At 73.7% G+C, this 24,822-nt stretch carries 32 protein-coding genes and 1 riboswitch; of the genes, 14 read left to right on the top strand and 18 right to left on the bottom strand.

Going from position 1 to position 24,822, the window contains the following annotated elements:
* Positions 1-30: 30 nt before the first annotated feature.
* The 3 genes from OG937_36845 (at position 31) to OG937_36835 (ending at position 2,319) form a co-directional block, all read left to right on the top strand.
* The gene (locus tag OG937_36845; GenBank protein WUD76875.1) at positions 31-984 is read left to right on the top strand and encodes a cytochrome c oxidase assembly protein; all 954 of its coding nucleotides are present in this window, start codon (positions 31-33) and stop codon (positions 982-984) included.
* A gap of 31 nt (positions 985-1,015) precedes the next feature.
* Positions 1,016-2,086, top strand: a complete 1,071-nt coding sequence (locus OG937_36840) for a hypothetical protein (protein WUD76874.1) — start codon at positions 1,016-1,018, stop codon at positions 2,084-2,086.
* A 71-nt stretch (positions 2,087-2,157) separates the two neighbouring features.
* Positions 2,158-2,319, top strand: coding sequence for a hypothetical protein (locus OG937_36835; protein ID WUD76873.1), 162 nt, complete (start codon positions 2,158-2,160; stop codon positions 2,317-2,319).
* Between the two features lie 24 nt (positions 2,320-2,343).
* Here the strand turns inward: OG937_36835 and OG937_36830 are convergent, their stop codons facing one another.
* The 5 genes from OG937_36830 to OG937_36810 all read right to left on the bottom strand — a co-directional run bounded on the left by OG937_36830 (position 2,344) and on the right by OG937_36810 (position 5,549).
* Positions 2,344-2,856, bottom strand: coding sequence for an SRPBCC family protein (locus OG937_36830; GenBank protein WUD76872.1), 513 nt, complete (start codon positions 2,854-2,856; stop codon positions 2,344-2,346).
* A gap of 33 nt (positions 2,857-2,889) precedes the next feature.
* Positions 2,890-3,522, bottom strand: coding sequence for a TetR/AcrR family transcriptional regulator (locus tag OG937_36825; protein WUD76871.1), 633 nt, complete (start codon positions 3,520-3,522; stop codon positions 2,890-2,892).
* A complete protein-coding gene (locus OG937_36820; GenBank protein ID WUD76870.1) occupies positions 3,522-4,265 on the bottom strand; it encodes a hemerythrin domain-containing protein in 744 nt (247 codons plus the stop codon). Before OG937_36820 ends, OG937_36825 begins: the two co-directional genes overlap by 1 nt.
* Positions 4,266-4,338: 73 nt before the next feature.
* The gene (locus tag OG937_36815) at positions 4,339-4,743 is read right to left on the bottom strand and encodes a hypothetical protein (GenBank protein WUD76869.1); all 405 of its coding nucleotides are present in this window, start codon (positions 4,741-4,743) and stop codon (positions 4,339-4,341) included.
* A 98-nt stretch (positions 4,744-4,841) separates the two neighbouring features.
* Positions 4,842-5,549 (bottom strand): TetR/AcrR family transcriptional regulator, encoded by a 708-nt coding sequence (locus OG937_36810; GenBank protein WUD76868.1) that lies wholly within the window; start codon positions 5,547-5,549, stop codon positions 4,842-4,844.
* Positions 5,550-5,667: 118 nt separating this feature from the next.
* Here OG937_36810 and OG937_36805 point away from each other — a divergent pair, with 118 nt between their 5' ends.
* Entirely contained in the window at positions 5,668-7,113 is a 1,446-nt protein-coding gene (locus OG937_36805) for an MFS transporter (protein ID WUD76867.1), read from the top strand.
* 22 nt (positions 7,114-7,135) lie between these two features.
* On the opposite strand, the gene OG937_36800 is transcribed toward OG937_36805, so the two are convergent.
* The gene (locus OG937_36800) at positions 7,136-8,326 is read right to left on the bottom strand and encodes a S1 family peptidase (protein WUD76866.1); all 1,191 of its coding nucleotides are present in this window, start codon (positions 8,324-8,326) and stop codon (positions 7,136-7,138) included.
* A gap of 244 nt (positions 8,327-8,570) precedes the next feature.
* On the opposite strand from OG937_36800, the gene OG937_36795 reads away from it, so the two are divergent.
* The 4 genes from OG937_36795 to OG937_36780 all read left to right on the top strand — a co-directional run bounded on the left by OG937_36795 (position 8,571) and on the right by OG937_36780 (position 11,680).
* Positions 8,571-9,287 (top strand): 1-acyl-sn-glycerol-3-phosphate acyltransferase, encoded by a 717-nt coding sequence (locus OG937_36795; protein WUD76865.1) that lies wholly within the window; start codon positions 8,571-8,573, stop codon positions 9,285-9,287.
* 93 nt (positions 9,288-9,380) lie between these two features.
* A complete protein-coding gene (locus tag OG937_36790; protein WUD76864.1) occupies positions 9,381-10,451 on the top strand; it encodes an NAD-dependent epimerase/dehydratase family protein in 1,071 nt (356 codons plus the stop codon).
* A 26-nt stretch (positions 10,452-10,477) separates the two neighbouring features.
* Entirely contained in the window at positions 10,478-11,308 is an 831-nt protein-coding gene (locus tag OG937_36785; GenBank protein WUD76863.1) for a TIGR02452 family protein, read from the top strand.
* 9 nt (positions 11,309-11,317) lie between these two features.
* The gene (locus OG937_36780) at positions 11,318-11,680 is read left to right on the top strand and encodes a cupin domain-containing protein (GenBank protein WUD76862.1); all 363 of its coding nucleotides are present in this window, start codon (positions 11,318-11,320) and stop codon (positions 11,678-11,680) included.
* Between the two features lie 81 nt (positions 11,681-11,761).
* On the opposite strand, the gene OG937_36775 is transcribed toward OG937_36780, so the two are convergent.
* Both OG937_36775 and OG937_36770 read right to left on the bottom strand, forming a co-directional pair.
* Positions 11,762-13,360 carry an alpha/beta hydrolase gene (locus OG937_36775; GenBank protein WUD79004.1) on the bottom strand — a complete coding sequence of 533 codons (1,599 nt, stop codon included), beginning with the start codon at positions 13,358-13,360 and terminating at the stop codon, positions 11,762-11,764.
* A 106-nt stretch (positions 13,361-13,466) separates the two neighbouring features.
* Positions 13,467-14,258 (bottom strand): hypothetical protein, encoded by a 792-nt coding sequence (locus OG937_36770; protein ID WUD76861.1) that lies wholly within the window; start codon positions 14,256-14,258, stop codon positions 13,467-13,469.
* Positions 14,259-14,336: 78 nt separating this feature from the next.
* On the opposite strand from OG937_36770, the gene OG937_36765 reads away from it, so the two are divergent.
* Positions 14,337-15,230 (top strand): LysR family transcriptional regulator, encoded by an 894-nt coding sequence (locus OG937_36765; GenBank protein ID WUD76860.1) that lies wholly within the window; start codon positions 14,337-14,339, stop codon positions 15,228-15,230.
* A gap of 276 nt (positions 15,231-15,506) precedes the next feature.
* Complete coding sequence (locus tag OG937_36760; protein WUD76859.1) at positions 15,507-15,818, top strand: antibiotic biosynthesis monooxygenase; 312 nt, start codon at positions 15,507-15,509, stop codon at positions 15,816-15,818.
* A gap of 60 nt (positions 15,819-15,878) precedes the next feature.
* On the opposite strand, the gene OG937_36755 is transcribed toward OG937_36760, so the two are convergent.
* The 9 genes from OG937_36755 to OG937_36715 form a co-directional block, all read right to left on the bottom strand.
* Complete coding sequence (locus OG937_36755; GenBank protein WUD76858.1) at positions 15,879-16,322, bottom strand: type II toxin-antitoxin system PemK/MazF family toxin; 444 nt, start codon at positions 16,320-16,322, stop codon at positions 15,879-15,881.
* Entirely contained in the window at positions 16,319-17,122 is an 804-nt protein-coding gene (locus OG937_36750) for an urease accessory protein UreD (protein ID WUD76857.1), read from the bottom strand. The genes OG937_36755 and OG937_36750 overlap by 4 nt, the downstream gene beginning before the upstream one ends.
* Positions 17,077-17,772: an urease accessory protein UreG gene (ureG, locus tag OG937_36745; GenBank protein WUD76856.1), complete on the bottom strand. Its 696-nt coding sequence runs from the start codon at positions 17,770-17,772 to the stop codon at positions 17,077-17,079. The genes OG937_36750 and ureG overlap by 46 nt, the downstream gene beginning before the upstream one ends.
* Before the next feature lie 11 nt (positions 17,773-17,783).
* Positions 17,784-18,458: an urease accessory protein UreF gene (locus OG937_36740; GenBank protein ID WUD76855.1), complete on the bottom strand. Its 675-nt coding sequence runs from the start codon at positions 18,456-18,458 to the stop codon at positions 17,784-17,786.
* A gap of 16 nt (positions 18,459-18,474) precedes the next feature.
* The gene (locus OG937_36735) at positions 18,475-20,196 is read right to left on the bottom strand and encodes an urease subunit alpha (protein WUD76854.1); all 1,722 of its coding nucleotides are present in this window, start codon (positions 20,194-20,196) and stop codon (positions 18,475-18,477) included.
* On the bottom strand, positions 20,189-20,500 hold the full coding sequence (locus OG937_36730; GenBank protein WUD76853.1) for an urease subunit beta: 312 nt from the start codon (positions 20,498-20,500) through the stop codon (positions 20,189-20,191). Before OG937_36730 ends, OG937_36735 begins: the two co-directional genes overlap by 8 nt.
* A gap of 10 nt (positions 20,501-20,510) precedes the next feature.
* Positions 20,511-20,813, bottom strand: coding sequence for an urease subunit gamma (locus OG937_36725; protein ID WUD76852.1), 303 nt, complete (start codon positions 20,811-20,813; stop codon positions 20,511-20,513).
* A gap of 115 nt (positions 20,814-20,928) precedes the next feature.
* Positions 20,929-21,108 (bottom strand): hypothetical protein, encoded by a 180-nt coding sequence (locus tag OG937_36720; GenBank protein ID WUD76851.1) that lies wholly within the window; start codon positions 21,106-21,108, stop codon positions 20,929-20,931.
* A gap of 195 nt (positions 21,109-21,303) precedes the next feature.
* Positions 21,304-21,597 (bottom strand): type II toxin-antitoxin system Phd/YefM family antitoxin, encoded by a 294-nt coding sequence (locus OG937_36715; protein ID WUD76850.1) that lies wholly within the window; start codon positions 21,595-21,597, stop codon positions 21,304-21,306.
* 84 nt (positions 21,598-21,681) lie between these two features.
* Here OG937_36715 and OG937_36710 point away from each other — a divergent pair, with 84 nt between their 5' ends.
* From OG937_36710 to OG937_36695, 4 genes are all read left to right on the top strand, one after another.
* The gene (locus tag OG937_36710) at positions 21,682-22,323 is read left to right on the top strand and encodes an ATP-dependent Clp protease proteolytic subunit (GenBank protein ID WUD76849.1); all 642 of its coding nucleotides are present in this window, start codon (positions 21,682-21,684) and stop codon (positions 22,321-22,323) included.
* A 6-nt stretch (positions 22,324-22,329) separates the two neighbouring features.
* Positions 22,330-22,635, top strand: coding sequence for a hypothetical protein (locus OG937_36705; GenBank protein ID WUD76848.1), 306 nt, complete (start codon positions 22,330-22,332; stop codon positions 22,633-22,635).
* Positions 22,636-22,983: 348 nt separating this feature from the next.
* Positions 22,984-23,143, top strand: a riboswitch (cyclic di-AMP (ydaO/yuaA leader).
* 3 nt (positions 23,144-23,146) lie between these two features.
* Complete coding sequence (locus tag OG937_36700) at positions 23,147-23,620, top strand: NlpC/P60 family protein (protein WUD76847.1); 474 nt, start codon at positions 23,147-23,149, stop codon at positions 23,618-23,620.
* A gap of 77 nt (positions 23,621-23,697) precedes the next feature.
* Entirely contained in the window at positions 23,698-24,342 is a 645-nt protein-coding gene (locus OG937_36695) for a GNAT family N-acetyltransferase (protein WUD76846.1), read from the top strand.
* 12 nt (positions 24,343-24,354) lie between these two features.
* Here the strand turns inward: OG937_36695 and OG937_36690 are convergent, their stop codons facing one another.
* Complete coding sequence (locus OG937_36690) at positions 24,355-24,789, bottom strand: ATP-binding protein (GenBank protein ID WUD76845.1); 435 nt, start codon at positions 24,787-24,789, stop codon at positions 24,355-24,357.
* Between the last annotated feature and the right edge of the window lie 33 nt (positions 24,790-24,822).

Below are 24,822 nucleotides of genomic sequence, written 5' to 3'. Positions count from 1 at the left end.
CGTGCGGCAGGCACGACAGGAGAGTGACGGATGGACCACGGCGGACACGGGATGACGGCGGAGCTCCCGCCGTTCACCCTCGGCCGGGGGCTCGAGTTCAGCGGGGATCCGGTCTTCCTGGCCGGCTGTCTGCTCGCGCTCGCGCTCTACGGCTGGGGCGTCGTACGACTGCTGCGGCGCGGCGACCGCTGGTCGGCCGGACGGATCGTCGCCTTCGTCGCCGGTGTGCTGTCCATCGCCCTGGTGATGTGCACCGCGCTGAACGACTACGGCATGGTCATGTTCAGCGTCCACATGGTGCAGCACATGGTCGTCAGCATGGTCTCCCCCATCCTCCTGCTGCTGGGCGCCCCCGTGACCCTGACGCTACGGGCGCTGCCGACGGCGGGACGCGGCCGCAAGGGCCCGCGGGAGCTGCTGGTGGCGCTGCTGCACAGCCGCTACCTGCGGGTGATCACGCATCCGGCGTTCACCATCCCGCTGTTCATCGCCAGCCTGTACGGGCTCTACTTCACCCCGCTGTTCGACACCCTGATGGGCAGCCGGACCGGGCACATCGCGATGATGGTCCACTTCCTCGCCGTGGGCCTGGTGTTCTTCTGGCCGATCATGGGCGTGGACCCGGGGCCGAACCGGCCGAGCCATGTGATGCGCATCCTCGAACTGTTCGCCGGGATGCCGTTCCACGCCTTCTTCGGCATCGCCCTGATGATGGCGAGCGAGCCGATGATCGGCGCCTTCGAGCACCCGTCCGCCTCGCTGGGGATCGACGCGCTGGACGACCAGACCGCGGCCGGCGGCATCGCGTGGGCGTTCAGCGAGATCCCGTCGGTGATCGTCCTCGTGGCGCTGCTGATCCAGTGGTACACCTCCGACCAGCGCCAGGCGCGTCGCAAGGACCGCGCCGCGGACCGCGACGGCGACGCGGAACTGGCAGCCTACAACGCGTACTTGGCATCCTTGGAGGCACGGGGTCGCGGCTGACGGGGCCGCCCGCCGCGAAGGGAGGCCCGCGATGGGCGACCAGGTACGGATATCGGGCGACGCGCTGCAGTTGCCGGGCGGCGTCACGGTGCGCTTCATGCGCACCCTGCGGCTGCCGGAGACGGGGACGCATCCGCTCCCACCCGGGATCGGCACCTTCCCGCTGCGCCGGGTCTCCGACCATCCCGACACCGCCCCCCAAGAATGGCTCGCACGGGGCGGGGTCATGCTCCCCGTCTACCAGCGCGAGGCCATGTGGCTCAGCTTCTCGGCCTCCGCGCCGGCCGCGCTCCAGGTGGGCGTCGGCAAGGTGTGCGCGGTGTCGGGGCGGCCGTGGAGCGACCGGCTGTCGCAGGACCCGCAGAACTACGTGGTGCTGCCGCGCCAGCCTTGGCTGGACGGCATCAACTCGGGCTCCGGGACGATCCGGCAGTTCGTGGCCGTGCCCCTGGGCCTGGGCGCGACCGTCGAGGGCCAGGTCACCGGCGAGGAGGTCTGGGGCGGGGTGCAGCTGCAGGTGTCCGAACTCGGCGAGGAGCAGTTGGCGGCGTGGCGGGCCGAGCAGCGGCGCCGGGAGAGCACGCGCCGCGCGGCCTTCGGCGGCTACGGCGGCGCCCCGGGGGCGATGCCGATGGCCGCCCCGGCGGCCGCCCCTCCGCCGGCCCCGGGGGGCGTCCCGCGTCCGGGGGGCGCCGCGCGCCGGGCGGGGGGCGCGGAACGGTCCCCGGTCTCCATGGGGCTGGGCGCCGGCGGCCGCATGCGGCAGGAGGTCTACCGCGACGACCGCAAGCCCTCCGACTGGCGCGCGCGGCCATCGGGCCGGGTCTACGTCCACCTGACGACGGTGCCGGAATGGCGCCGCATCACCGGCGAGCCGGCTCCCCCCTCCCCGGTCAACCGCGCCGCGTACACCGCCGCCGGACTGCCCTGGTTCGACTACTACGACGCCGACGCCGAGGACCTGGCGGCGCCCGGCACGCTCACCCAGGTGAAGCCGGTCGGCGACTGGCTCGGCGAGGACGAGTCGCCGTGGGTGGCGCCGCACCCGGGTCAGGTGCAGCAGCTGGGGGACGAGGGTCAGGTCACCGACGGCGACTGGTAGCGCACGGCGGGCGGCGGCGGGACCATGGAGTCCGGGCCGCCGCCGCGCGGCCCCCGGGGAGGAGGCCAGGGATGCCCACACCTGCCAAGGCGATGATCACGTGCACGGTGGCGTGTCTGGTCGCCGTGACCGCGTACACGGTGGCGCTCGGCCCCAACGGATGGGTGTGGTTCGCCTGGGTCGTCCTCACCCTGGCCACGATCGGGGTGTTCGCGATCCGCACGCCCCGCTGAGGCTTCCCGGCCGCCGGCCCGTCCTCAGGGCCGTGCCGCGGCGGTCCGCGCGTCGCGGGCGGCGATCGTCCCGATGCGGCGCAGGTCGTCGGTGAGGTCACCGCTGCGGTCGAGGTGGGCCGGGACCAGTCTGCCCACGAGCCACCGGAACCAGGCGGGCGTGTTCCTCATCCGGTAGGTCTGCACCACCCGTGTCCCCGTGCCCGCCGGCTCCACCGCGATGGTCCAGTCGGTGCTGTCGGGGAAGAGCGGGGTGGCGACGGTGCGCCACGTGATCCGGTGCGGGGCCTCGAACGCCACGATCTCGCAGACCCGGCTCCACCTCAGCCGGCCCGATCGGTTGCGGCCGCGGAAGCGGGCGCCCGGTGCCGCCGTGCTCGCCCCGCGCAGCCAGGTGACCCGGTGGCACTCGTGGCTCCACTCGCTGGTCCGGGTCACGTCCGCGACGACGCGCCACACGGCCTCGGGCGGCGCGTCGACGACCACCTCGGTGCGGCACGTCCGGGCGACGCCCCGCTCCCTCCCGTTACCCCTCATTGTTCCTCCCCCTCCAGATCATGTGTTCAGGTCTTACGCGTCGAGCAGCCGGTCGATGACACCGGCCACCCACTGTTCGTACTGCTGCGGTGTCCAGCCGGAGATCCCGGTCAGCAGGTGGTAGACCTCGACGCCGAGGACCGCCCACACCCCGTCGAGCTCCTCCCGGGTCACCGCACGGCCCGTGACGCCGGTCATGCCCTGCTCGACGCTGACGCGCCGGCGCCGCTGGTTGTCCCGCAGCTTCCCCGCCAGGTCGCCGTTGGAGGCGGCCGCCTCGCGCAGCGCGAGGTGCACACCGGCGGTGCGCCGGTGGATCGCGGTGACCAGCCGCGCGGCGGCGGCGATCCGCTCCTGCCGGGTCCCCGACGCGAGTCCGGCGAACTCCGGGCGTTCGGCGAGCGCTTCGGGCTCCGCGTCGCCGACGACGGCGACGTCGAGCGCGGCCATCAGCAGTTCGCCCTTGGACCGGAAGCCCGCGTACACCGTCTCGACCGACACCCCGGCCTCGCGGGCGACGTCACGCATCCCGGTCGCCGCCCACCCCCGCTCGCCGAACAGCCGGACGGCCGCGGCCAGCACGACGGCCCGGGTCTCCCCCGCCTGCTGCTCGCGTCGCGGTGAACGGTACGCGCGCCGTGCCCGGGGTTCCTCCTGCTCCGCCATCAGCGGACCGCCCCGCCCCGCTCGGGGTCCTGCGGCCGCCACCATTGCGCCAGGCGCCGCCGGTAGGCGCGGGCGAAGCCGTGCAGCAGGATGAAGCGCGGGACCGGGGGCACCAGAGCGACCACGATCCGGTGCCCCTCGGGGTCGATGCCGTCGAGCAGCCAGTGCCCCTCCATGCCGAGCTGCGTGAACGACTTGGACTTCACGTTGTACCGCTGGTCCCAGGCGTGCCACTCGGCCTGCGTGAGGGTGGCCGACACGACGGGCATGGCCTGCTCGACCTCGCGCTCCAGGTGCGGTACGAGGACGTCCGTCAACGCGTCGAGCGCCGCCAGCAGAATGACGCGCGCCTGGTCGGAGGCCGTCTCCGCGTACCGCCGGGCGGCGTCCGTCACGGTCACGGCCGCCGGGGTGATCCGGCGGTGGTCGGCGTCCAGCGAGTCCAGCAGCGGCCCGGTGGACGGGTCGCGCTCGCGCACCAGCGGCCACAGGCCCTCGTCCTCGCCGATGTGGTGCGCGTGGAGGAACTCCATCAGCCACACGACGTGCCGGCCGACCGCGCTCCCCTGCCCCGGCTGCGGATGCGGCTCGGTGGACAACACCGTCCGCGTGCGCTCCAGGTCACGGCGGAGCGCGCCGTGCACGATCCTCATCATCCGCGTGTCCGCGGGTGCGGAACCCGTCCCCATGTCGACCTCCCCGTCGCCGTCCTGCTCGGAGACTAGGGCCCGGGATGTTTTCATTACAACGTCGTTCCGGTGAATTCTGGCCCCGTGGGCACCACCACCCCTCATGCCCCGGCGTGGATGCAGTGCGTCAGGCCCTCGTCCTTCGTCCGTCCCCTGTCACGGAGGCGACCACCTTGGCGATGACGGCCGTCACGACGAGGCTCCCGGTCAGGACCATCCCGACGCCGACCACGAAGAGGCCGCTCGAGTCGTCCGACCAGTCGACGAAGGCGGCCGCGGTCAGGCCGAGCGTGGTACCGAGCACGGCGGCCATGACGAATCCGCGGGACGCGGCCCAGCACACGACCGCCAGGAGCGTCAGGACCAGCCCTGCGACCTGCCAGGCTTCGTAGGGACCGGTCACGGTGCCGTCGGGCTGCACATCACGGTGCCTGTCCCAGCCCAGCCAGGCAGCCCAGTCGGCCGACGCGACGACCGCCAGCAGGAGGATCGGCAACAACCGGGAAGCGGGATTCGCTGTTGATCGGCGCATGACCCGAGCGTCCCGCCCCGCCTGTGCACCGACCAGAGCGCACGTACTCAGCTCCGGCCGAGTACGTGCCCCCACGCGGCAGCCGCAAAGGCCCCGCGTCAGGCGGGGGCGTGGCGGGCGAGGCCGGAGACGAGGAGGTCGAGGCCGAACTCGAAGCGTTCGTCGCCCTCGTCGCGCATGAGGGCGTCGACCATGCCCGTGATGTGGGGGAAGCGCGCGGGGGGCAGCGAGCCGAAGTACTCGCGGATGCGGGCGATGTGCTCGTCGAGGGTGACGCCCGTCCCGCCGAAGCCCTGGCTGTTGCGCAGGCTCTCCTCGACCGCGGTGGCGGTGACGAAGAGCGCGAGGGCGTCCACGCCGTAGGCGCAGACCCGGTCGGACAGGCCGCCGGCCTTGAAGATCGCGAGCATGGCCTCGGCGTTGAGGAGGGCGTTGGGGCCGAAGGGGATGCCCTGGCCGATGGCAGCGCGCGCGAGGTCGCGGTGGGCGACGAGGACGCGGCGGCCCTGCCGGGCCATCTCCTTGATCTGCTCCTGCCACCGCTGCGGGTCGGGCTCGGGGCGGGTCACGTCGGCCTGGATGCGGTCGAGGAGCAGCTCCAGCAGCTCCTCCTTGTTGGCGACGTGCGCGTAGAGCGAGGCGGCGCCGGTGTCCAGTTCCTGGGCGACCCGGCGCATGCTCAGCGCGTCGAGGCCTTCGGCGTCGACGACGTGCAGGGCCGCGGTGACGATCGCCTCGCGGCTGAGGCTGCGGCGGGGGGCCTTCTTGCGCTCGGGGCGCCAGGGCGGGACGGGGACCGATGTCACGTGCTGCGTACCTCCGGGAGCGGAACACGAACAGCGTACTTGACACGAACACTGTTCGTCTTTTAGAACACTGTTCGTTCAAAGCGAACGCCGTTCGTCCGATCCCGCGGAGGCCCCCATGACCACCCAATCCCTCTCCCCGCCGGCGCCCCCGGCCACCGGCCACCCCCTGCGCAAGCTCGGGCTGGCCGTGATCCTCGCCGTCGAGATCATGGACCTGCTCGACGCCACGATCGTCGGCGTCGCCTCGCCCTCGATCCGCGCGGACTTCGGCGGCAGCTCCACCCAGATCCAGTGGATCACCGCCGCCTACACGCTGGCCTTCTCCGTGCTGATGATCACGGGGGCGCGGCTCGGCGACATCGTGGGCCGCCGACGGATGTTCCTCGTCGGGCTCGCCGGGTTCACGGTGTGCTCCGCGCTGTGCGCGGCCGCGGGCTCCGCGGGGATGCTGATCGGCGGGCGGGCAGCGCAGGGGCTGTTCGCCGCCATGATGGTGCCGCAGGGCCTCGGCATCCTGCGCCAGATGTTCCCGCCGAAGGAGCAGGGGGCGGCCTTCGGTGCGTTCGGGCCGATCATGGGGCTCGCCGCGGTCGCCGGGCCGGTGCTCGGCGGCTTCCTCACCGACGCGGACCTGTTCGGCTCCGGCTGGCGCTCGGTGTTCCTGATCAACGTCCCGATCGGCGTCGTCGCCTTCGCCGTCGCGCTGCGCATCCTGCCCGAGGGGCGCTCGCCGCACGCGCCGCGGCTGGACCTGCCGGGGTCGGCGCTGGTCAGCCTCGGGGTGCTCATGCTGGTGTACCCGCTGGTCCAGGGCCGCGACCTGGGCTGGCCGCTGTGGACGTACCTGTCGATGGCGGGCGCGGTCCCGGTGCTCGGCCTCTTCGCCTGGTACCAGCGGCGGCTGGTGGCGCGGGGCGGTTCCCCGCTCGTCGAGCCGGGGCTCTTCCGCCACCGCGGCTTCTCCGCCGCGCTCGTGGTGGGCGTCGCCTTCTTCGCGGCGATCAGCGGGCTGATGCTCGTGCTGACCCTGCACCTGCAGGTCGGGCTCGGCTACAGCGCCCTGCACGCCGGGGCGTCGATGATCCCCTGGTCCGCCGGCACGGTCGTCGGCGCGGTCCTCTCCGGTGCCGTCCTCGGCCCGAAGTACGGCCGGCGCACCATCCAGGCCGGCTTCGCGCTGTCGGCGGTGGCCGTCGCCGCGCTGGCGCTGACCGTGCACCTGGCGGGCCAGGGGGCCACCACCTGGCAGCTGCTGCCCGCCCTCCTGCTGAACGGCTTCGCGATGGGCCTGGTCATGGCACCGTTCTTCGACATCGCCCTCGCCGACGTCGAGGAGCGCGAGACCGGCTCGGCCTCGGGTGTCCTCAACGCCGTGCAGCAGCTGGGCGGTTCGGTCGGTGTCGCGGTGCTCGGCACGGCGTTCTTCTCGTACGCGGCCGACGGGGGCACGGTGCCCGCGACCCAGTGGACGGCGCTCATGGCCGCGGCCGCGTTCGTCGCGGCCCTGGCGGCCGCCTTCCTGATGCCCCGCCGCGCCCGCGAGGGCGCGACGGGACACTGAGGGTCCACCGGGGCCGGTGGCCTCAGGCGGTGTGCAGGGTCAGGCCGTAACGGGCCAGGATCGGGTTGACGGGCTGGAACCAGGTCTCGCCTCCGGAGGAGCAGTTGCCCCAGCCTCCGGAGGTGACGCCCTGGGCCTGGTCGCCGCTGATGAACGAGCCACCGGAGTCGCCCGGTTCCGCGCACACGTTCGTCTTCGTCAGGCCGTACACGCTGCCCTGGCTGTAGTTCACGGTCTCGTTCTTCGCCAGGATCGTGCCGCAGTGCCAGTGCGTGGTCGACCCGGAGCGGCAGACCGACGCCCCCACCGGCGCCTCGGCGGAGCCGCGCACCAGGGCGTCGGGAACGGTGCCCCAGCCCAGCACCACCGGGACCGTCCACCAGCCGCTGCCGACGTTGACCCAGCCGTAGTCGTTGCCGGGGAAGGTGCCGCCCTGGAAGGCGCCGACGTAGGAGCCGTCCCAGCCGTACACGGCGGCGCCGGCCTGGGCGCAGTGCCCGGCGGTGACGAAGCCGCCGTACACGGAGAAGCCGATGGAGCAGCGGATGTTGTGGCTGTAGTACGGGTCCCCGCCGACCGTCCCCGCGGCGAGCGTCGCCGGTGCCTGCGCGGCCCGGCGTACCGAGGTGACGACGGCGCCGGGTGCGGCCCGCCGGGCGGAGGCGACGAAGGCGCGCACCGCCGCGGTGTCCCGGGCGCCCGCGCGGACGTCGACGACGACACGGTTGGCCCGCGGGTCGACACGCCAGCCGGTCACGGCCGCCGGAGCGGCCCCCGCCCTGGCCCCGCGGTCCAGGACCGCCTTCGCCGCGTCGAGTTCGCCCGCGGAGTGCTCGACGACCCGTACGGCCGCCCCGGTCCCGCGGACGGCCGCGGCCTTGCGTTCGCCGGTCACGGCGACGACGAGGGTGCCCGTGCGCGCGTCGAACCAGGACCCGCCGTAGTCCGCGCCCGCGGCACGCCGGGCGGCGGGCTCCAGACGGGTGGCGGCGGCCTCGTCACGGAGGCGTTCGCGCGCCTGCGCCTCGCTCAGGCCCAGGTCGCCCGCGAGAACCCGGACGAGCCCGGCGGACGGCGTGCCGGCGGCGGACGCGGGTGCGCTCCCCGTGGCGGATGAGGCGGCGGCGGGAGTGGGCGCGGTGGAGGTCGCGCCCAGTCCCGCCAGTACGAGCAGCACGGACAGGGCGGCACGCGCGCTGATCCTGCGTCTCATGGCAGTTCCCCTAACTGGTGTGGGAGGAAGTGGTGCAGGGGAGGTCGTGAGAGCGCTCTCAAAACTGACGTCGCCGCGAGCCTAGAGGTGACGATTAGTCATGTCCATACCAATCACTCGGCGCGCGCGTGCGGGCCCGGTGACGCACGGCACCCCCCACGCCTAGACTGACCATCCTCGAACCGCGTTGTGACCTGGCAGAACGCCGTCCCGGAGCCGATCGGCGCCAGTTGGGAGTCAGTCCGTGTTCTACTACGTGCTCAAGTACGTGGTCCTCGGCCCGCTGCTGCGGGTGCTGTTCCGCCCGAGGATCGAGGGCATGGAGAACATCCCGGAGGAGGGCGCGGCGATCGTCGCGGGCAACCACCTGTCGTTCTCCGACCACTTCCTGATGCCCGCGATCCTGCCGCGCCGGATCACCTTCCTGGCGAAGGCCGAGTACTTCACCGGAACCGGCATCAAGGGACGGCTGACCGCGGCGTTCTTCCACAGCATCGGGCAGATCCCGGTCGACCGCTCCGGCGGGAAGGCGGGCGAGTCGGCGGTCCGCGAGGGGCTGAAGGTGCTCGCCAAGGGCGAGCTCCTCGGCATCTACCCCGAGGGCACCCGCTCCCACGACGGACGCCTCTACAAGGGCAAGGTCGGCGTGGCCACCATGGCCATCCGCGCCGGGGTCCCGGTGGTCCCGTGCGCGATGATCGGCACGTACGAGATCCAGCCCGCCGGCCGGCGGCTGCCGCGCATCAAGCCGGTGACGATCCGCTTCGGCGCGCCGCTGGAGTTCTCCCGCTTCGAGGGGATGGACAACGAGCGCTTCGTGGTGCGTTCGGCCACCGACGAGATCATGTACGCCATCCTCGGCCTGTCCGGCCAGGAGTACGTCGACCGGTACGCGTCCGAGGTCAAGGCGGAGCAGCAGGGCCAGTCCGGCATTGGCTCCCGGCTGCGCCGCAGCGCCTGACCGGTCGCACCCTGGGCGGTTGCGCCCTGGGCGGATCCGCGCACGGCGAACGAGCCTGGCCCCGCCGTCACCGGCCCGCCTAGCGTCGCCGTCATGACGAGAACTGCGTTCGTGATCGGGGCGACGGGACAGATCGGCCGGGCGGCGGTACGCGCCCTCGCCGAGGACGGCTGGGAGGTGCGGGCCGCCTCCCGCGGGGGCGGCGGTGACGTGGAGTGGCCCGACGGGGTCCGGCCGGTGGCCGTGGACCGCGAGGACACCCCGGCGCTGGCGGCGGCGCTCGGCGAGGGCTGCGACGTGCTGCTGGACTGCGTCGCCTACGGGCCGGAGCACGCGCGGCAGCTGACGGACCTGGCGGACCGGATCGGCTCCGCGGTCGTCGTGTCCAGCTGCTCCGTCTACGAGGACGGCCGGGGCCGCAGCCTGGACACCGACGGGGAGCCCGGCGGCGCGCCCGTCTTCCCGGTGCCCGTCGCGGAGACGCAAGCCGTGCTGGCCCCCGGCGAGGGCGGCTACTCCGCGCGCAAGGTGGCACTCGAGCGCGACCTCCTCGCGGCGGAGGAGCGGTTGCCCGTCACGCTGCTGCGCGCCGGGGCCGTCCACGGCCCGCACAGCCTGCGGCCGAGGGAGCTGTACTTCGTCAAGCGGGCCGTGGACCGGCGGCCGTTCCGGGTGCTCGCGTACAACGGCGCCAGCCGCTTCCACCCGGTGCACGCCGCGAACCTCGCCGAACTGGTGCGGCTGGCCGCCCGCCGCCCGGGCTCCCGGGTGCTCAACGCCGGTGACCCGTACGCCCCGACGGTGGCGGAGATCGCGGACGCCGTCGGCGCGCTGCTGGGCCACGAGACGCAGACGTACACCGTGGACGGCCCTCCCCCGGCGAAGAACGTCGGCGACACCCCGTGGACCACGGCCCACCCCTTCGTGCTCGACATGTCGGCCGCGGAGCGCGAGCTGGGCTACCGCGCCGTCACCGGCTACGCGCAGTCGCTGCCGGAGAACGTGGCCTGGCTGGTCGAGCGGCTCGGCGGGCGGGACTGGCGGGAGGCCTTCCCCGTCCTGGCGTCGACGTACGACCGGTTCGGCGACCTGTTCGACTACGAGGCCGAGGACCGCTGGCTGGCCGCCGGAAAACCGCTCGCCGGGCCCGGGGAGCCCCACTAGCCTCGGGGCGTGGGAAAGGACCGGACATGAGTGCGCGGCTGCGGGCCCTCGCCAAGGAGACGGAAGGCCTCGTCGCGACCGGCCGTTACCGCACGGCACGCGGCGTGGAGGTGGCGATCGGGGAGGCCGTCGCGCGGGCCGTGCGGGGGACGCGGATGTACGGCCCCGGGCCCGTCGATCCCGGCCCCCGCACGGCGCGCACCGGGCCCACGTCCTTCGAGGTGACCGGAGAGGACAGCCTGCAGGCGGCGCGCCGCCTGGTGCGGCAGGCACCGGGAGTCCCGGTCGCCGTGCTGAACTTCGCCTCGGCGCGCAACCCCGGCGGCGGCTACCTCAACGGGGCGCAGGCCCAGGAGGAGGCGGTGTGCCGCGCGTCGGCGCTGTACACGACGCTGCTCACGGCGAGGCGGTTCTACGACTGGCACCGGGCCGACCGCAGCCCCTTCTACAGCGACCGGGTGATCCACTCCCCCGCCGTCCCGGTCTTCCGCGACGAGCACGGCGTCCTGCTGGACGAGCCCTTCGAGGCCGGCTTCCTCACCTCCGCCGCGCCGAACGCGGGGGTGATCGCCCGCCAGGATCCCGGCGCCGCGGACCGGGTGCCGGCCGCGCTGACGGCGCGGGCGGGCAGGGTGCTCGAGGTCGCCGCGGCGCACGGCTACCCCTGCCTGGTGCTGGGTGCCTGGGGCTGCGGGGTGTTCCGCAACGATCCGGCGGCGGTCGCGGCCGCCTTCGGCGAGCACCTCGGGCCGGGCGGCCGGTTCGCGGACCGCTTCGGCCGGGTCGTCTTCGCCGTACTGGACCGGCGCGCGGACTCGCCCACCCGGGCGGCCTTCGCCGCCGCCTTCCCCGGGTAGAGGAATCACATGAGCGACAAGCGCAACATCGACACCGTGATGGACGCCGTGGACCAGAAGTGGATGCCGCACGTCCTCGCCGAGGTCAACGACTACGACGTGAAGGTGGCCAACGTCGAGGGCGACTTCGCCGAGCACGCGCACGCGGACACCGACGAGTTCTTCCTCGTCCTCGCCGGACGTCTGCACCTGGAGTTGCCGGACCGTACGGTGACCCTCGGCCCGCACGAGGTGTTCACCGTGCCCCGCGGCGTCCCGCACCGCCCGCGCGCCGAGGAGGGCACCCGCATCCTGATGTTCGAGCCGCGCGGCACGGTCAACACCGGCGACGGCAACGAGGGCACGGGCACGACCGGGGTGCGGCTCGGATAGCCGCCCGGGCCCGGAACGCCGGACGGCCCCGCCGCGCCCCTGTGGGCGCCGCGGGGCCGTCCGCCCGTGTACGGCGGAGGGTCAGCTCGTGGGCGGCACCGGCGTGGCGTGCGGGGCGCACGTCACGTCGGACCGGTCGAGCCTGCCCGTCACGAAGTAGCCGGTGACCCGGTCGTTGATGCAGGGGTTGACCAGGCCGGTGACGCCGTGCGAACCGGCGCCCTTCTCGGTGATCATGAGCGAGCCCTTGAGCCGCTTGTGCAGCTCCACGGCGCCGGTGTACGGGGTCGCCGCGTCACGGGTGCTCTGGACGATCATGACGCGCGGCAGGCCGTGGCCGGTCCGCACCTCCACGGGGTTCTGCTGCGGGACGCCCCACGTGGCGCACGGCAGGTTCATCCACGCGTTGGACCAGGTCAGGAACGGGTACTTGGCGTGCAGACGGGTGTTGTCGCGGTCCCAGGTGCGCCAGTCACGGGGCCACTTGGCATCGGTGCACTCCACCGCCGTGTAGACCGCGTTGCCGTTCTCCGAGGCGATGTTGCCCGCGGTGTCCGACAGGTCGGGCGCCGCGGCGTCGACCAGCGCCTGGGTGTCACCCCCGAGGTAGGCGCTCCAGATCCCGGCCACGGCCGCCCACGACGAGTCGTAGTACGGCGCGCTCTGGAAGAGGCCGAGCAGTTCGGCCGGGCCCACGACCCCGCCGATGGGGTGCGCCTTGGCGGCGGCCCGCAACTGTTCCCACTTCGCCTGGACCTTCGCCGGGGTGTTGCCGATGTGGTAGACGGAGTCGTACCTGGCGACCCAGGCCTTCCAGTCGTTCCAGCGGCCCTCGAAGGCGACGTCCTGGTCGAGGTTGTTCCGGTACCAGATCTGGTCGCGGTCGGGGTTGACGACGCTGTCGACGACCATGCGGCGCACGTGCGACGGGAAGAGCGTGGCGTAGACGGCGCCGAGGTAGGTGCCGTAGGACACACCGAGGTAGTTGAGCTTCCGCTCGCCGAGGGCGGCACGGATGACGTCGAGGTCGCGGGCGGTGTTGGCCGTCGTCATCTGCGCGAGCATGGCGGCGCCGGTGCGCTCCTTGCAGCCCTGCGCGTACTCGGCGGCCAGCTTGCGCTGCGCCCGCTTGTCGGCCTCGTCGTCCGGGACCGGGTCGGCCTTGGGGGCCTTCACGAACTCCTGGGGGTCGGCGCAGGAGATGGGCGCCGAATGGCCGACGCCGCGCGGGTCGAATCCGACGAAGTCGTAGGCCTTGGCGGTCGCCGCCCAGATCGGGTTCTTGGTCGTCACGCGGAGCGGGAACCGCATGCCGGAACCACCGGGGCCGCCCGGGTTGTAGATGAGGGCGCCCTGGCGCTCGGCGGCGGTGCCGGTGTTGCCGATGCGGTCCACGGCGATCTTGATCGTCTTGCCGGAGGGCTTGGCGTAGTCGACCGGCACGGTCACCCAGCCGCACTGGACGGGGTTCGCGATGCCCCAGTCGGCCGGGCACGCGGCCCAGTCGATGCCATTCTTCGCGGCGTGCGCGGCGGCGATCCGTACGCCGCGGGCCTCGGCGGCGCCGCTGTGTCCGTGGGCCTTCGGCGCGCTGCGGGCGACCGCGGTCTGCGGTGCCGCCGTGGCGACGGTGCCGGCTATCAGGGCCGCGGTCAGCCCGAGCACGGCCGTGCGTCTCACCATGAACTCCCCCTGCTGTTGATGCCGCTTGTGGCGGCCTGAACGCAACTGCAGGGGGATCCTTTCGTCCCGAAGGCCCCGGGGAGAAGATCTTATGAGTGTTTCTTTACCAACGCATAAGGCGGGAGCGCCGGTTGGCGGCGTGCTCCACGGCCGCCTCGGCGAGGCCCCTGACGAAGGGATGGGGTACGGAGCCGTCGCCGGCCAGCTCCGGCTGGAAGAGGCTCGCCAGGTAGAAGGGGTGGCCGGGGAGTTCGGCGACGCGGGGTTCGCCGTCGGGGTCGTGGCCGGTGAACCGCAGACCGTGCGCGGTCAGGTCGTCGAGCCGGCCGCGGTCGAGGCCGAACGCGCAGTGGTAGCGCTCGACGGTCTCCGCCGCGCCGAGCAGGCGGCGGGCGCGGGAGCCGGGGGCGAGCCGGAGGGCGCCCTCGTGGCCGACGAGCGAGCAGGCGAGCGGCACGATGAGCGCGCCGTCCCCGGCGGCGGGGTCGTTCTCGGCGTGACGGGCGCCGCTGTCGCCGCAGACGTTCCGGGCGAACTCCAGCAGCGCGTGCTGGAAGCCCGCGCAGGTACCGAGGAAGGGGATGCCGCGCTCCCGCGCGGTGCGGACCGCGGCGAGGGCGCCCGACTCGCTGCGGTACGGGCTGCCGGGCACCGTCCACACCGCGTCGAAGCCGTCGACCGCGGACTCCCCCGCCGCCGCGGCCTCCTCGGCGTCCTCGGTGGGGATCCAGCAGGCGTCCAGGACCAGGCCGTCGCGCTCGCGGAGCGCGTCGAGCAGGCGCGGGATCCGGCGGTGGGAACGGACGGACTCGGAGCGGTCCCCGACCAGGGCGAGGCGGGCGGTGGGCGTGGCGGTGGTGGCCGCGGCCGGGAGGCCGCCGGTTGCTTCGGTCATGGTCCGCATCCTCCGGCCCGGCCCGGCATCACGTCCAACGATGATGTGCGGACCGGTGATAAGGGATACTGATGAGCCATGGATCCGCACCTGCTGCGCACGTTCGCCGCCGTGGCCCGCCACGCGTCCTTCTCGGCCGCCGCGCGCGAACTGGGCTACACCCAGTCCGCGGTCTCCCAGCACATCGCCGCGCTGGAGGCGGATCTCGGCGTGGACCTGCTGGGCAGGCGGCCGGTGGTGCCGACGGAGGCGGGGACCCGGCTGCTGGAGCACACCGAGCCGCTGCTGCTGCGGCTCGCGGCGGCACGCGCCGCGGTGGTGCGCGCGGCCCGCTCCCCCTCCTCCCGGGTCGTGGCCGGGGCCTCGCCCCTGGCGGCCGGTGCCCGGACGGCGAGGGCCCTGGCACGGCTGCGGGAACTGCGCCCGCGAGCCCGGGTGACGCTGCGGGTGCTGGACCGCGCGGAGGTCGTCGCCGGGGTGGCGGCGGGAGAGCTCGACGTCGGGCTGGTCGACGGCGCGGCGGCGCCCAGCGATCCGCTGCGGCTGCCCGAGGCCGGCCCGCTGCACGCGGTGCGCTGCGCCGAGGAGGACCTGACGGTGGTCCTGGCTGAGGATCATCCGCTGGCCCGCCGGCGGGGAGTGCGGCTGACGGACCTCGCGGACGCCCTGTGGGTGGACGCGCCGGCCGCCGCGCTGCCACCGGCGCTGCTGCATCCGGCGGCGGCCGGGGAGGGCTTCCGGGCGGGGGTGCGGCACGAGGGGCCCGAGGTCCGGACGGTGCTGGAACTCGTCAGGTCGGGACTCGGCCTGGCGCTGCTGCCGCGTTCCGCGGCCGAGGGGGCGGCCGGCGTCGCCGTGGTGCCGCTCACCGCGCCGCGGCTGGTCCACCGTACGGAGGTGCTGCACCGCGGCGGCGCGGCCGGGGCGGCAGCGGTGCTGACCGGCCTGCTGACCGGGGCCCCCGTCCCGTAGCGGCGGATGGGGCTCACCCGTTCGGCCCAGCGCCTTTTGCCCCGCCCAGGTGACGGCCGCACAGTCGAGGGACGGCGGTAACTGGGCGCCCCATCCCCCCGGGATGGACGAGGCGATCCCCCGGGCGACCGTCCCGGGACCCGCGCTCGACGGCCCCTGCCACGCGACTCCCGCGCCGCCCCGTGCGATCGAGCGGCCCGCCCGGGCCCCACGCCACCGTCCTGAGCGCGGCTGCGGCGTGCGCACGGTCCTCGCGCCCCCAAGGATCGAGGTCCCATGGACAGCACACCGAAGACACGCGTCGTTCTGCGGATTCGGCTTCACGAGGGCAAGGGGGATCAGTATGCGGCGGCATACGACCTCGTGCACCAAGGCATCGTCACGGCAGACGGCTTCATCAGCTCGCAGCTGTGCCGGTCCCACGCGGACCCGGACAGCTGGATCGTGACCAGCGAGTGGCGGTCGCTCGACCAGTACCTCGCGTACTTGGCGAGCGAGGACTTCAAGGCGCGGCGGGTCGGGCTGCGCGAGTGCATCGTGGAGCACGAGTCGACGCAGTACGCGGTCGTCGCCGACGTGAAGCCGTGACGCCGTGAGGGCTCCGGCCCCGGGAGCGGTAGGCGCCCCCGGGGCCGTTGCGCGTGCGCGTCAGCGCCAGCGGTACAGCTCCTTGAGCCGGTTCACGACGATGTTGAAGCGGCCCCGGTCCAGCGCGCAGGCCTCGCGGCGCATGCCGTCGGGGTGGACGCGCAGCACGCGGTCGACGTTCACCCAGGACGGGCGGCCGGACTTGTCCCACGGGCCGGAGCCGATGGCGACCCACTCGCGGTCGTCGTTGTGCTCCTTGCTGGACAGCTGCACGGCGAGCAGCGTGTCGGTCCGCTCGCGCGCGACGACGAGGACCGGGCGGTCCTTGCCGCGGCCGTCGTTCTCCTCGTAGGGCACCCACGTCCAGACGATCTCGCCCGGGTCGGGGTCGCCGTCGTGGGCGGGTGCGTACTCGGTGCGGACGGGGCCGACCTGCTCCGGCTGGGCCTCGGTGGTCGCGCTGGGGCCGTGGCGGCCCGGATTCTCGGTGTCTATCGACGTCACGGGGCCACGCTAGCCGACAGGATGCGGCGCAGGCACAGCCCGTCCGGGGCGAGGGCGGTCAGCAGCGCGGCGGGACCGGCGAGCGGGGTCAGCACGGCCTCGCCCCGTTCGGCGTCCCGCACCGGCACTCGTGCCTCCACCGGCTTGTCCGTGAACGCGGGGTCCACGACCAGCAGTTGGCCCGCCGCCCGGTGCGTGTGCAGGACGGCGGGCCCGGCCCAGCCCGCCGCGCCCGGCCCGAAGGAGAGCTCCTGGTCCAGCAGCGGACGGCCGCCGATCCGTACCGTGAGGCGGGTGGTGAGCCGGCCCGGCCGCTCCCCCGCCCGGCCGAGGATCTGCTCCTCGCGCAGCACGAGGCGGGCGCCCGGGGCGAGTTCGGCCGTCGTGGTCATCAGCAGGTCGCTGCCCTGCGCGGCGATCAGCGGCTCCGGCAGCCAGTGCAGCACGGCGTCCTCGCCGACGGTGAGCCGTACGTCGTACCGCGCCTGCTCCCCGCCCCGGCCGGGCAGCGACACGGTGGCCGCCGCCGCGTCCACGTGGAGCACGGCGCCGGGCCGGGCGGTGACGTGCACGGCCAGCCGGTCGCCGCCGAGCGGCGCGCTCATGGCGCCGACGACCGTCACCCGGGCCGCCCGTTCGTCGGCGGAGCGCGTACGGCGCAGCGCGAGCGGCCCCTCGCCGGTGAGTTCGGGCAGCGCTGTGCCGCCGCGGCCGTCCGGGACGGCGGTGATCCGGGCGGTGGCGTGGACGCCGCTCACGCGGGGACCGCTGCCCAGGCCGCCAGCCGCGTACGGATCCACTCGGCGATGGGGGCGACGCCGTTCTCGGCGACGAGGGAGGTGAAGACCACCGGCAGGTCGCCGCGCTGCCGCTTGGCGTCGCGCGCCATGCGGCCGAGGTCCGAGCCGACGTACGGGGCGAGGTCGGTCTTGTTGACGACCAGCAGGTCCGCGGTGGTGACCCCGGGGCCGCCCTTGCGCGGGATGTCGTCGCCGCCGGCCACGTCGATCACGAAGACCTGGGCGTCGACCAGGCCCTTGGAGAAGGTGGCGGTGAGGTTGTCGCCGCCGGACTCCACCAGGACGAGGTCGAGCGGCCCGACGGTGTCCTCCAGGTCCTCGACGGCCTCGAGGTTGGCCGAGATGTCGTCGCGGATTGCGGTGTGCGGGCACGCGCCGGTCTCGACCGCGGCGATCCGCTCGGGCGGCAGGACGGCTTTGCGCAGCAGGAAGTCGGCGTCCTCGCGGGTGTAGATGTCGTTGGTGACGACGGCGATGGACAACTCCTCGCGCAGCGCGCGGCACAGCGCGGCCACGGTGGCGGTCTTGCCCGAGCCGACCGGGCCGCCGAGGCCGATGCGCAGGGCGCGGCGGCTGCCGTCGGGGCGGGCCGTGGGGGTGGCCCAGGTGTGCCGTTGCGGGAAGACGGTGTGGTCGTGGTCGAGGTGCATGAGGGGTCCCCCTAGGAGGCGAAGAGGCGGACGGGCCATCCGGCGTGGGCCTCGGCGTACACGTCGAGCAGCGGCGCGGAGGCGGCCGGCAGGGCGTCGGTGCCCTCGGTGAGGCAGCGGTGGGCGGCGTCGGCGGCCCGAGCGGCGACCTCGTCCAGGTCCGGGGCGAGCCGGGCCAGGACGGCGGTCACCGCGAACGGGTCGAGGCTCAGCAGGCGTACGGCGGCGGTGGCCGGGCCGGTCACGGCCTCGTACGCCGCCGCGTGGGCGGCGTCCAGCGGGGTGAGGCCGGCGGCCCGGGCGGTCACGCCGAGCACGACGGGCTGGTGGGCCCCCCGCGGCCGGGCGGCGGCGAGCGCGTCGAGCGCGGGTGACGGCCAGGCGGCGCGGGCGGCCCGCGTCATCTGGCGACCGAGGCGGCGGGCGGTCTGCCGCAGCGCGGGCGAGGGGGTACGGGCGTCGGCGGCCTCGTCCAGCGCGAGCGGGTCGGCGCCCGCGGCGGCCGCGGCGGCGAGCGCCGCGGCCACCAGGCCCGTGGTGTGCAGCCTGCCCCGGCAGAACTCCTCGAGCGTGCCGGGGCCGGTGATCCGGCCCGCCGTGACGGCCGCCTCGGCCCCTCCGGAGTGGGCGTGGCCCCCGGCGGGGAAGCGGCCGTCGGCGAGCAGCAGCAGTGCGGCGCGGTTCATCGTCCCCCTGCTCCGTTCAGAACAGGAAGTACCGCTGTGCCATGGGGAGTTCCACGGCCGGGGCGGGTTCGACGACGTCTCCGTCGATGCGGACGGTGAAGGTGTCGGGGTCGACCTCGACGCGCGGCATGGCGTCGTTCTCGCGCATGTCCGCCTTGGTGACGCGCCGGGTGTCGCGGATCGGGAGGAACCGCTTGCCGAGGGCGAGGCGTTCGGCGAGGCCGTCCTCGAGGGCGGTGTGCGTCACGAAGGTGAAGGAGTTGGCGGCGGGAGCGCCGCCGATCGCGCCGAACATCGGGCGGGGCAGGACCGGCTGCGGGGTCGGGATGGAGGCGTTGGCGTCGCCCATCTGCGCGTAGGCGATCTGGCCGCCCTTGAGCACGAGGTGCGGTTTGACGCCGAAGAACGCCGGGTCCCACAGCACCAGGTCGGCGAGCTTGCCGCTCTCGACCGAGCCGATCTCGCCGTCGAGGCCCTGGGCGACGGCGGGGTTGATGGTGTACTTGGCGACATATCGACGTGCGCGCAGGTTGTCGGCCCGTCCGTCGCCGGGCAGGGCGCCGCGCCGCCGCTTCATGACGTGCGCGGTCTGCCAGGTGCGCAGGACGACCTCGCCGACCCGCCCCATGGCCTGCGAGTCCGAGGAGATGATCGAGATCGCCCCCAGGTCGTGCAGGACGTCCTCGGCCGCGATCGTGCCGGGCCTGATCCGCGACTCGGCGAAGGCGAGGTCCTCGGGCACGGAGGGGTTGAGGTGGTGGCAGACCATCAGCATGTCGAGGTGCTCCTCGACGGTGTTGACGGTGTGCGGCCGGGTCGGGTTGGTCGAGGACGGCAGGACGTTGGGGTGGGCGACGACGGTCATGATGTCCGGCGCGTGCCCGCCGCCCGCGCCCTCGGTGTGGTACGCGTGGATGCCCCGGCCGGCGATGGCGGCGAGGGTGTCCTCGACGAAACCGGCCTCGTTGAGGGTGTCGGTGTGGACGGCGAGCTGGGCGCCGGTCGCCTCGCACACCGTCAGGCAGGCGTCGATGGCGGCCGGGGTGGCGCCCCAGTCCTCGTGGATCTTGAAGCCGACGGCCCCGCCCCGCAACTGGGAGAGCATCGCCTCGTGGGAGACGGTGTTGCCCTTGCCGAGCAGGCCGATGTTGACCGGGTAGTGCTCCAGCGCCGCGAACATCCGCGCCAGGTGCCAGGGCCCCGGCGTGATGGTGGTGGCCTTGGTGCCCTCGGCGGGACCGGTGCCGCCGCCGACGAGCGTGGTGATGCCGGAGGCCAGCGCCTCGTCCACGATCGTCGGGGAGATGAAGTGGACGTGCGCGTCGACGGCCCCGGCGGTGACGATCCTGCCGTTGCCGGCGATGACCTCCGTCTCGGGTCCGATGACGAGGTCCGGGTGGACGCCGTCCATGGTGTCGGGGTTGCCGGCCTTGCCCAGCGCCGCGATCCGCCCGTCGCGGATGCCGATGTCGGCCTTGACCACGCCCCAGTGGTCCAGGACGACGGCGCCGGTGATCACCGTGTCGGGGGTGCCCTCGGCCCGGGTGGCGCGGGCCTGCCCCATCGACTCGCGGATCACCTTGCCGCCGCCGAAGACGACCTCGTCGCCCGAGCCGTCGGCGCCGCCCGACAGGTCCCGCTCGACCTCGATCAGCAGGTCGGTGTCGGCGAGCCGTATACGGTCCCCGGTGGTCGGCCCGAACAGGTCGGCGTAGACGGCACGCGAGAGCTCAGCCATCGAGAGCACCTCCGGTCTCTCCGCGCAGCCCCGCCACGATCCGCGCGCCGCCCAGCGGCACGAGCTCGACCTCGACGGGGATGCCGGGCTCGAAGCGCACGGCCGTCCCGGCGGCGACGGCCAGGCGCTTGCCGCGGGCGGCGACGCGGTCGAAGACGAGACCCGGGTTGGCCTCGGCGAAGTGGTAGTGGGAACCGACCTGGACCGGCCGGTCGGCGGAGTTGAGCACGGTCAGCCGGGTGACCGGCTTGCCCGCGTTGAGCACGACGGGCTCGCCCGCGTGGAGGATCTCCCCGGGAATCACGCGGCGCCCCCTAGACGATCGGCTCGTGGACGGTGACGAGCTTGGTGCCGTCCGGGAAGGTGGCCTCGACCTGGACGTCGTGGATCATCTCCGGCACGCCCTCCATCACGTCGTCCCTGGTGAGCACCTTGCGCCCGGAGGCCATGAGTTCCGCGACGCTGCGGCCGTCCCGGGCGCCCTCGAGGAGGTGCGAGGTGATCAGGGCGATGGCCTCCGGGTGATTCAGCCTCAGGCCCCTGGCCCGCCGCCTCTCCGCCACGTCCGCGGCGACATGGACGAGCAGGCGTTCCTGCTCGTGGGGGGTCAGTTGCATGGCCACACCTCGCAGTCGTCCCGGGTGAACGGACCCGCGGGGGCGTCCCCGGCCGGCGGATCCGCTCTGCCGTTGTCCGGCAGCCGCAGGCTAGTTCGGCGGCGTTTCGTCCGCGTTAACTCCCGGGCTCCGGGGTGAAGCCGGCGAGCGCGCGTGGGATCGGGGTGCGGGCGACCTCGTCGGGCTCGGCGTCCTCCGGCAGCATGCCACGGCGTTTCGGCTCCTCCGCGTACGACACGAGTCCGGCGACCACCCGGGCGCACCCCTGCCCCGGCCGCTCGGCGAGCCCACACACGACCGTCTCCGGGAAGGCCGGCGTTCGGCCCCCACAGGTCCGCGCTGTGGGCCTTCGCCTGGCCCGCCGCCCGCGTCGCCCCGCGCGGGCTGCCGGCCGGCGGTGCGGGGCCCGCGGCCGCCACGGCGCAGAGCCGGCCGGGCGCACCGCGGGGTCGCCGCCCGGGGGCCGTGCGCGCCCGCCGCCACGAGTCGCTCAGGCCCCGTCGTGGTGGGCGTCCGTCGTACCGCGGTGCTCCGCGGCGATGCCGAACCGGCGGCGTTCGCCCGTGGCGGACACCGCCCCGCGCACCGAGGAGACCGTACTGACCACCGCCTCCTCGGGAGCGGCATCCAGTTCTTGGAGTCGTTGCAGGTCAGCGGCGGACACCAGGGCGACGAGCGGCTTGCCGTGACGCGTCACGACCACCCGCTCACCGCCGTAGACGACGCGGTTGATCAGTTCCGCCAGCTCCGCACGCGCTTGTGTCACCGGGACTTCGTGGGCCATGCTCCCCATCATAACGAGATGTACGTCCTGTACATTTTTTACAGCGACGGGCACCCCTGTCCGGGTGCCCACGGAGGTGCAGCGATGCTTCGACCGACCGCCCGCCACGTCCTGCCCGAGTTCACCGAGCGCACCAGCGAGGGCGTACGGACCATGGACCCGTACTCCAAGCTGCTCCAGGAGCGGATCGTCCTGCTCGGGACGCCCATCGACGACATCTCGGCGAACGACGTGATGGCACAGCTCATCCACCTGGAGGCCGCCGCCCCGGAGCAGGACATCTCGCTCTACATCAACTCTCCCGGCGGGTCCTTCACCGCGATGACCGCGATCTACGACACCATGCAGTTCGTCAGCTGCGACGTGTCGACGGTGTGCGTCGGCCAGGCGGCCTCGGCGGCGGCCGTCCTGCTCGCCGCCGGAGCGCCCGGCAAGCGGCTGATGACCCCCGGCGCGCGGGTGCTGATCCACCAGCCCTCGTTCGCGGAGGTGATCCAGGGCACCACCGCGGACCTGGAGATCCAGGCCCGGGAACTGCTCCGCCGTCGGGAGCAGTTGGAGGAGCTGCTGGTACGCCACACCGGCCAGGCACCGGAGCGCATCGGGGCCGACATCGAACGGGACACCATTTTTGACGCCCCGTCGGCCCTCGACTACGGCCTGGTGGACCGGCTGACGCTGAGCCGCAAGGACGGCGCCGGCCGCGCCCCGCGCGCCCTGCGGTGACCGGCCGTGGTGCCCGAACTGCCCCCGCTCCCCGCACTGACACGGGCCGAGGGCGAGCTGATCGACGCCTATCTGGAGGTCGTGGACCTGCTGGGCAGGATCAACCCGTCCCGCTCCCGGGACACCTACGGGGCGCTGCGCGCCGCGCAGGCCCTGGTGGGGAGGGCGGCGGAGCTGCGTGACGCGCTGACGCTGATGCACATGCGCGGGGAGAGCGAGGTGCACACGGCGACGATGGAACGGGCGCTGCGGGTGCTGGACGGCGAACGGCGCACCGGTCAGGTCACCTTGCCGTCGCCGCAGCCTCGCTGACGGAGCGTCACGACACACTGGTCCGTTCGGGCGGCGCGAACTCGAACCGAATGGACTCGCCCGATCGTTGTATCTGCCGTGGACGGCCGAGTGGCCCCGAGTTGCGCGAAATGGCCGTACACATGCGGAATCTGACGCTCCGTCCCTGGTGTTCGACTGCTTTCGAGTCGTCAGTCAGGGTCCCGTGTCGCGGAGTCCACCCGAATAGGTGAGTCGTGAACAGACTCACATTCGACCGGTTGCGCTGGGAATCGGCCGCTTCGGTGGGTGATCATCCCTTCGACGACAAGCCCCCGTCATCCCGGCGGGGCGGTCCGTGCGGACGCCGAATCCTGCCGCCGCGCGGATGCCAGGTCGACGACGACTCATCGGCAGGAGCGGAGGACCCGAGCAGTACGGGTCCGGCGCCGGTCGCCGGACCCTTGGGGTGAAGCCGCAGCCGCGGCCGGGCATCTTCGCCTGCCCGAACCCGACAGGTCATCCTTCGCAGGCGGACGACGAAGGGTTGCGCATGAGTGCGCCAACAGCCATGTCCGGGGTCCTGTGCCGGCTCGGAGCGGTCTCCGCCCTCACGGCGGCCGCCGTGGCCGGTCCCGCCGTACTGCCGGAGCTCGCCCAGCAGGCAGACGCGGCGGCGGTCTCCGCCAAGGCGCTGAAGATCGCGGCGTCCAAGAGGGGCGCGCCGTACCAGTACGGGGCCGCCGGCCCCGGCAGGTTCGACTGCTCCGGGCTCACCTTCTACTCCTTCAAGAAGGCGGGCAAGAAGCTCCCCCGCACCGCGGGCGCCCAGTACAACAGCGTCCGGCACATCCGGAAGTCCTCACGGACCCGTGGTGACCTGGTCTTCTTCCACTACGGGAGCAACGTGTACCACGTGGGGATGTACGCCGGGCACGGGAAGATCTGGCACTCCCCCAAACCCGGCGGGCGGGTGCGGCTGGAGAAGATCTGGAGCCGCAGCGTCTGGTACGGCCGGGTGAAGTGACCCCGGTCGCGTTGCCCGGGAGCCGGGGCTCCCGGGCAACGCGACCGGCGCCGCGGACGTGCCGGTAGCGTGCCGGTGTGTCCCTGATACGGATCCTCGCCGACGCCGCCGCGGGCGTCTTCCCGCCCGCCGACGGCTCGGTGACGGTCGTGCGGCAGCCCGCGCCGCGCGACGCCGGGGTGATCGCCTTCACCGCCCATGCCGTGGTCTTCGCGGACGCCGATCCGGAGCGGATCCGCGGGCTGCTGCCGCCCGGCGACCTCTCGGCGCCGCTCAATCCGCCGTTCCTCACCGCGCTGTGCGGCCTGCTGGACCGCACGGTGAACAACGTCGACCTGCTGACCGCCGCGCCGGCCCTGCCGGGGCCGCCGCCGGCCTCCCTGGGCCTGCCCCTGCGGGAGACCGCCGACCGGGATCATCCGCGGATCGTCCGGGCCCTGCGGCACCGTGACTGGGTACGGGCGTGGACGGTGCCCGGGGGCACCGTGCTGACGGGCCGGGGTGTGGCGGGCCGCTGGGAGGCGGCCGTGGAGGTCGATCCGGGGGCGCGCGGTGCGGGCCTCGGCCGCCGGCTTGCGCTCGCGGCACGTCATCTCGTCCCGGAGGGCGGGACGGTGTGGGCGCAGATCGCCCCGGGCAACGCGGCGAGCGTGCGGGCGTTCACGGCGGCGGGCTTCGTGCCGATGGGCGCCGAGGCGCTGCTGCTCACCCGGGAGGACTGAGGGCCACCGGGGTCACTCGACGGCGGCGGCGGTGGCCCAGGGCAGGCTGATCCACACCGTCTTGCCGCCCTCGGCGGTGGGGGTGACGAGCAGCGTGCCGCCCGCCTCCGCCGTGAGGTGACGGATAATCACCATGCCGCGTCCGTTGTCCTGCTGCACGGCGGCGGGCAGCCGCTGGGGCCACCGGGGGTGGCTGTCGGTGACCCCGATGCGCAGTTGCTCGTCCCGGTCCAGCTGGACGTCGAGGGTGAAGGTCGGGGACTGGCCGAGGGTGTGCAGCACCGCGTTGGTCGCGAGCTCGGAGACGATGAGCCGGACGGAGTCGGCGGGGTCCGAGTCCTCGGGCATGCCCCACTCCACCAGCAGCTCGCTCACGTAGCGACGTACCGCGGGGACCGAGGCAGGGTCGCTCGGCAGGGTGACGGATGCTTCCTGGTGGTCTGCCATGGCGACGCTGTCCCTTTCCCGCCGTGACCAGGA

Source organism: Streptomyces sp. NBC_00510 (assembly GCA_036013505.1).
Classification (GTDB): domain Bacteria; phylum Actinomycetota; class Actinomycetes; order Streptomycetales; family Streptomycetaceae; genus Actinacidiphila.
This window is presented reverse-complemented; position numbering and strand designations above follow the sequence as displayed.

Coding starts and splice junctions, on each gene's coding strand:
- OG937_36840 (WUD76874.1), top strand. CDS start 1,016: ATGGGCGACCAGGTACGGATATCGGGCGACGCGCTGCAGTTGCCGGGC.
- OG937_36725 (WUD76852.1), bottom strand. CDS start 20,813: ATGCAACTGACCCCCCACGAGCAGGAACGCCTGCTCGTCCATGTCGCC.
- OG937_36700 (WUD76847.1), top strand. CDS start 23,147: ATGAGTGCGCCAACAGCCATGTCCGGGGTCCTGTGCCGGCTCGGAGCG.
- OG937_36835 (WUD76873.1), top strand. CDS start 2,158: ATGCCCACACCTGCCAAGGCGATGATCACGTGCACGGTGGCGTGTCTG.
- OG937_36770 (WUD76861.1), bottom strand. CDS start 14,258: ATGACCGAAGCAACCGGCGGCCTCCCGGCCGCGGCCACCACCGCCACG.
- OG937_36765 (WUD76860.1), top strand. CDS start 14,337: ATGGATCCGCACCTGCTGCGCACGTTCGCCGCCGTGGCCCGCCACGCG.
- ureG (WUD76856.1), bottom strand. CDS start 17,772: ATGCACCTCGACCACGACCACACCGTCTTCCCGCAACGGCACACCTGG.
- OG937_36740 (WUD76855.1), bottom strand. CDS start 18,458: ATGAACCGCGCCGCACTGCTGCTGCTCGCCGACGGCCGCTTCCCCGCC.
- OG937_36735 (WUD76854.1), bottom strand. CDS start 20,196: ATGGCTGAGCTCTCGCGTGCCGTCTACGCCGACCTGTTCGGGCCGACC.
- OG937_36805 (WUD76867.1), top strand. CDS start 5,668: ATGACCACCCAATCCCTCTCCCCGCCGGCGCCCCCGGCCACCGGCCAC.
- OG937_36790 (WUD76864.1), top strand. CDS start 9,381: ATGACGAGAACTGCGTTCGTGATCGGGGCGACGGGACAGATCGGCCGG.
- OG937_36815 (WUD76869.1), bottom strand. CDS start 4,743: ATGCGCCGATCAACAGCGAATCCCGCTTCCCGGTTGTTGCCGATCCTC.
- OG937_36820 (WUD76870.1), bottom strand. CDS start 4,265: ATGAAAACATCCCGGGCCCTAGTCTCCGAGCAGGACGGCGACGGGGAG.
- OG937_36825 (WUD76871.1), bottom strand. CDS start 3,522: ATGGCGGAGCAGGAGGAACCCCGGGCACGGCGCGCGTACCGTTCACCG.
- OG937_36690 (WUD76845.1), bottom strand. CDS start 24,789: ATGGCAGACCACCAGGAAGCATCCGTCACCCTGCCGAGCGACCCTGCC.
- OG937_36785 (WUD76863.1), top strand. CDS start 10,478: ATGAGTGCGCGGCTGCGGGCCCTCGCCAAGGAGACGGAAGGCCTCGTC.
- OG937_36780 (WUD76862.1), top strand. CDS start 11,318: ATGAGCGACAAGCGCAACATCGACACCGTGATGGACGCCGTGGACCAG.
- OG937_36800 (WUD76866.1), bottom strand. CDS start 8,326: ATGAGACGCAGGATCAGCGCGCGTGCCGCCCTGTCCGTGCTGCTCGTA.
- OG937_36710 (WUD76849.1), top strand. CDS start 21,682: ATGCTTCGACCGACCGCCCGCCACGTCCTGCCCGAGTTCACCGAGCGC.
- OG937_36845 (WUD76875.1), top strand. CDS start 31: ATGGACCACGGCGGACACGGGATGACGGCGGAGCTCCCGCCGTTCACC.
- OG937_36760 (WUD76859.1), top strand. CDS start 15,507: ATGGACAGCACACCGAAGACACGCGTCGTTCTGCGGATTCGGCTTCAC.
- OG937_36830 (WUD76872.1), bottom strand. CDS start 2,856: ATGAGGGGTAACGGGAGGGAGCGGGGCGTCGCCCGGACGTGCCGCACC.
- OG937_36715 (WUD76850.1), bottom strand. CDS start 21,597: ATGGCCCACGAAGTCCCGGTGACACAAGCGCGTGCGGAGCTGGCGGAA.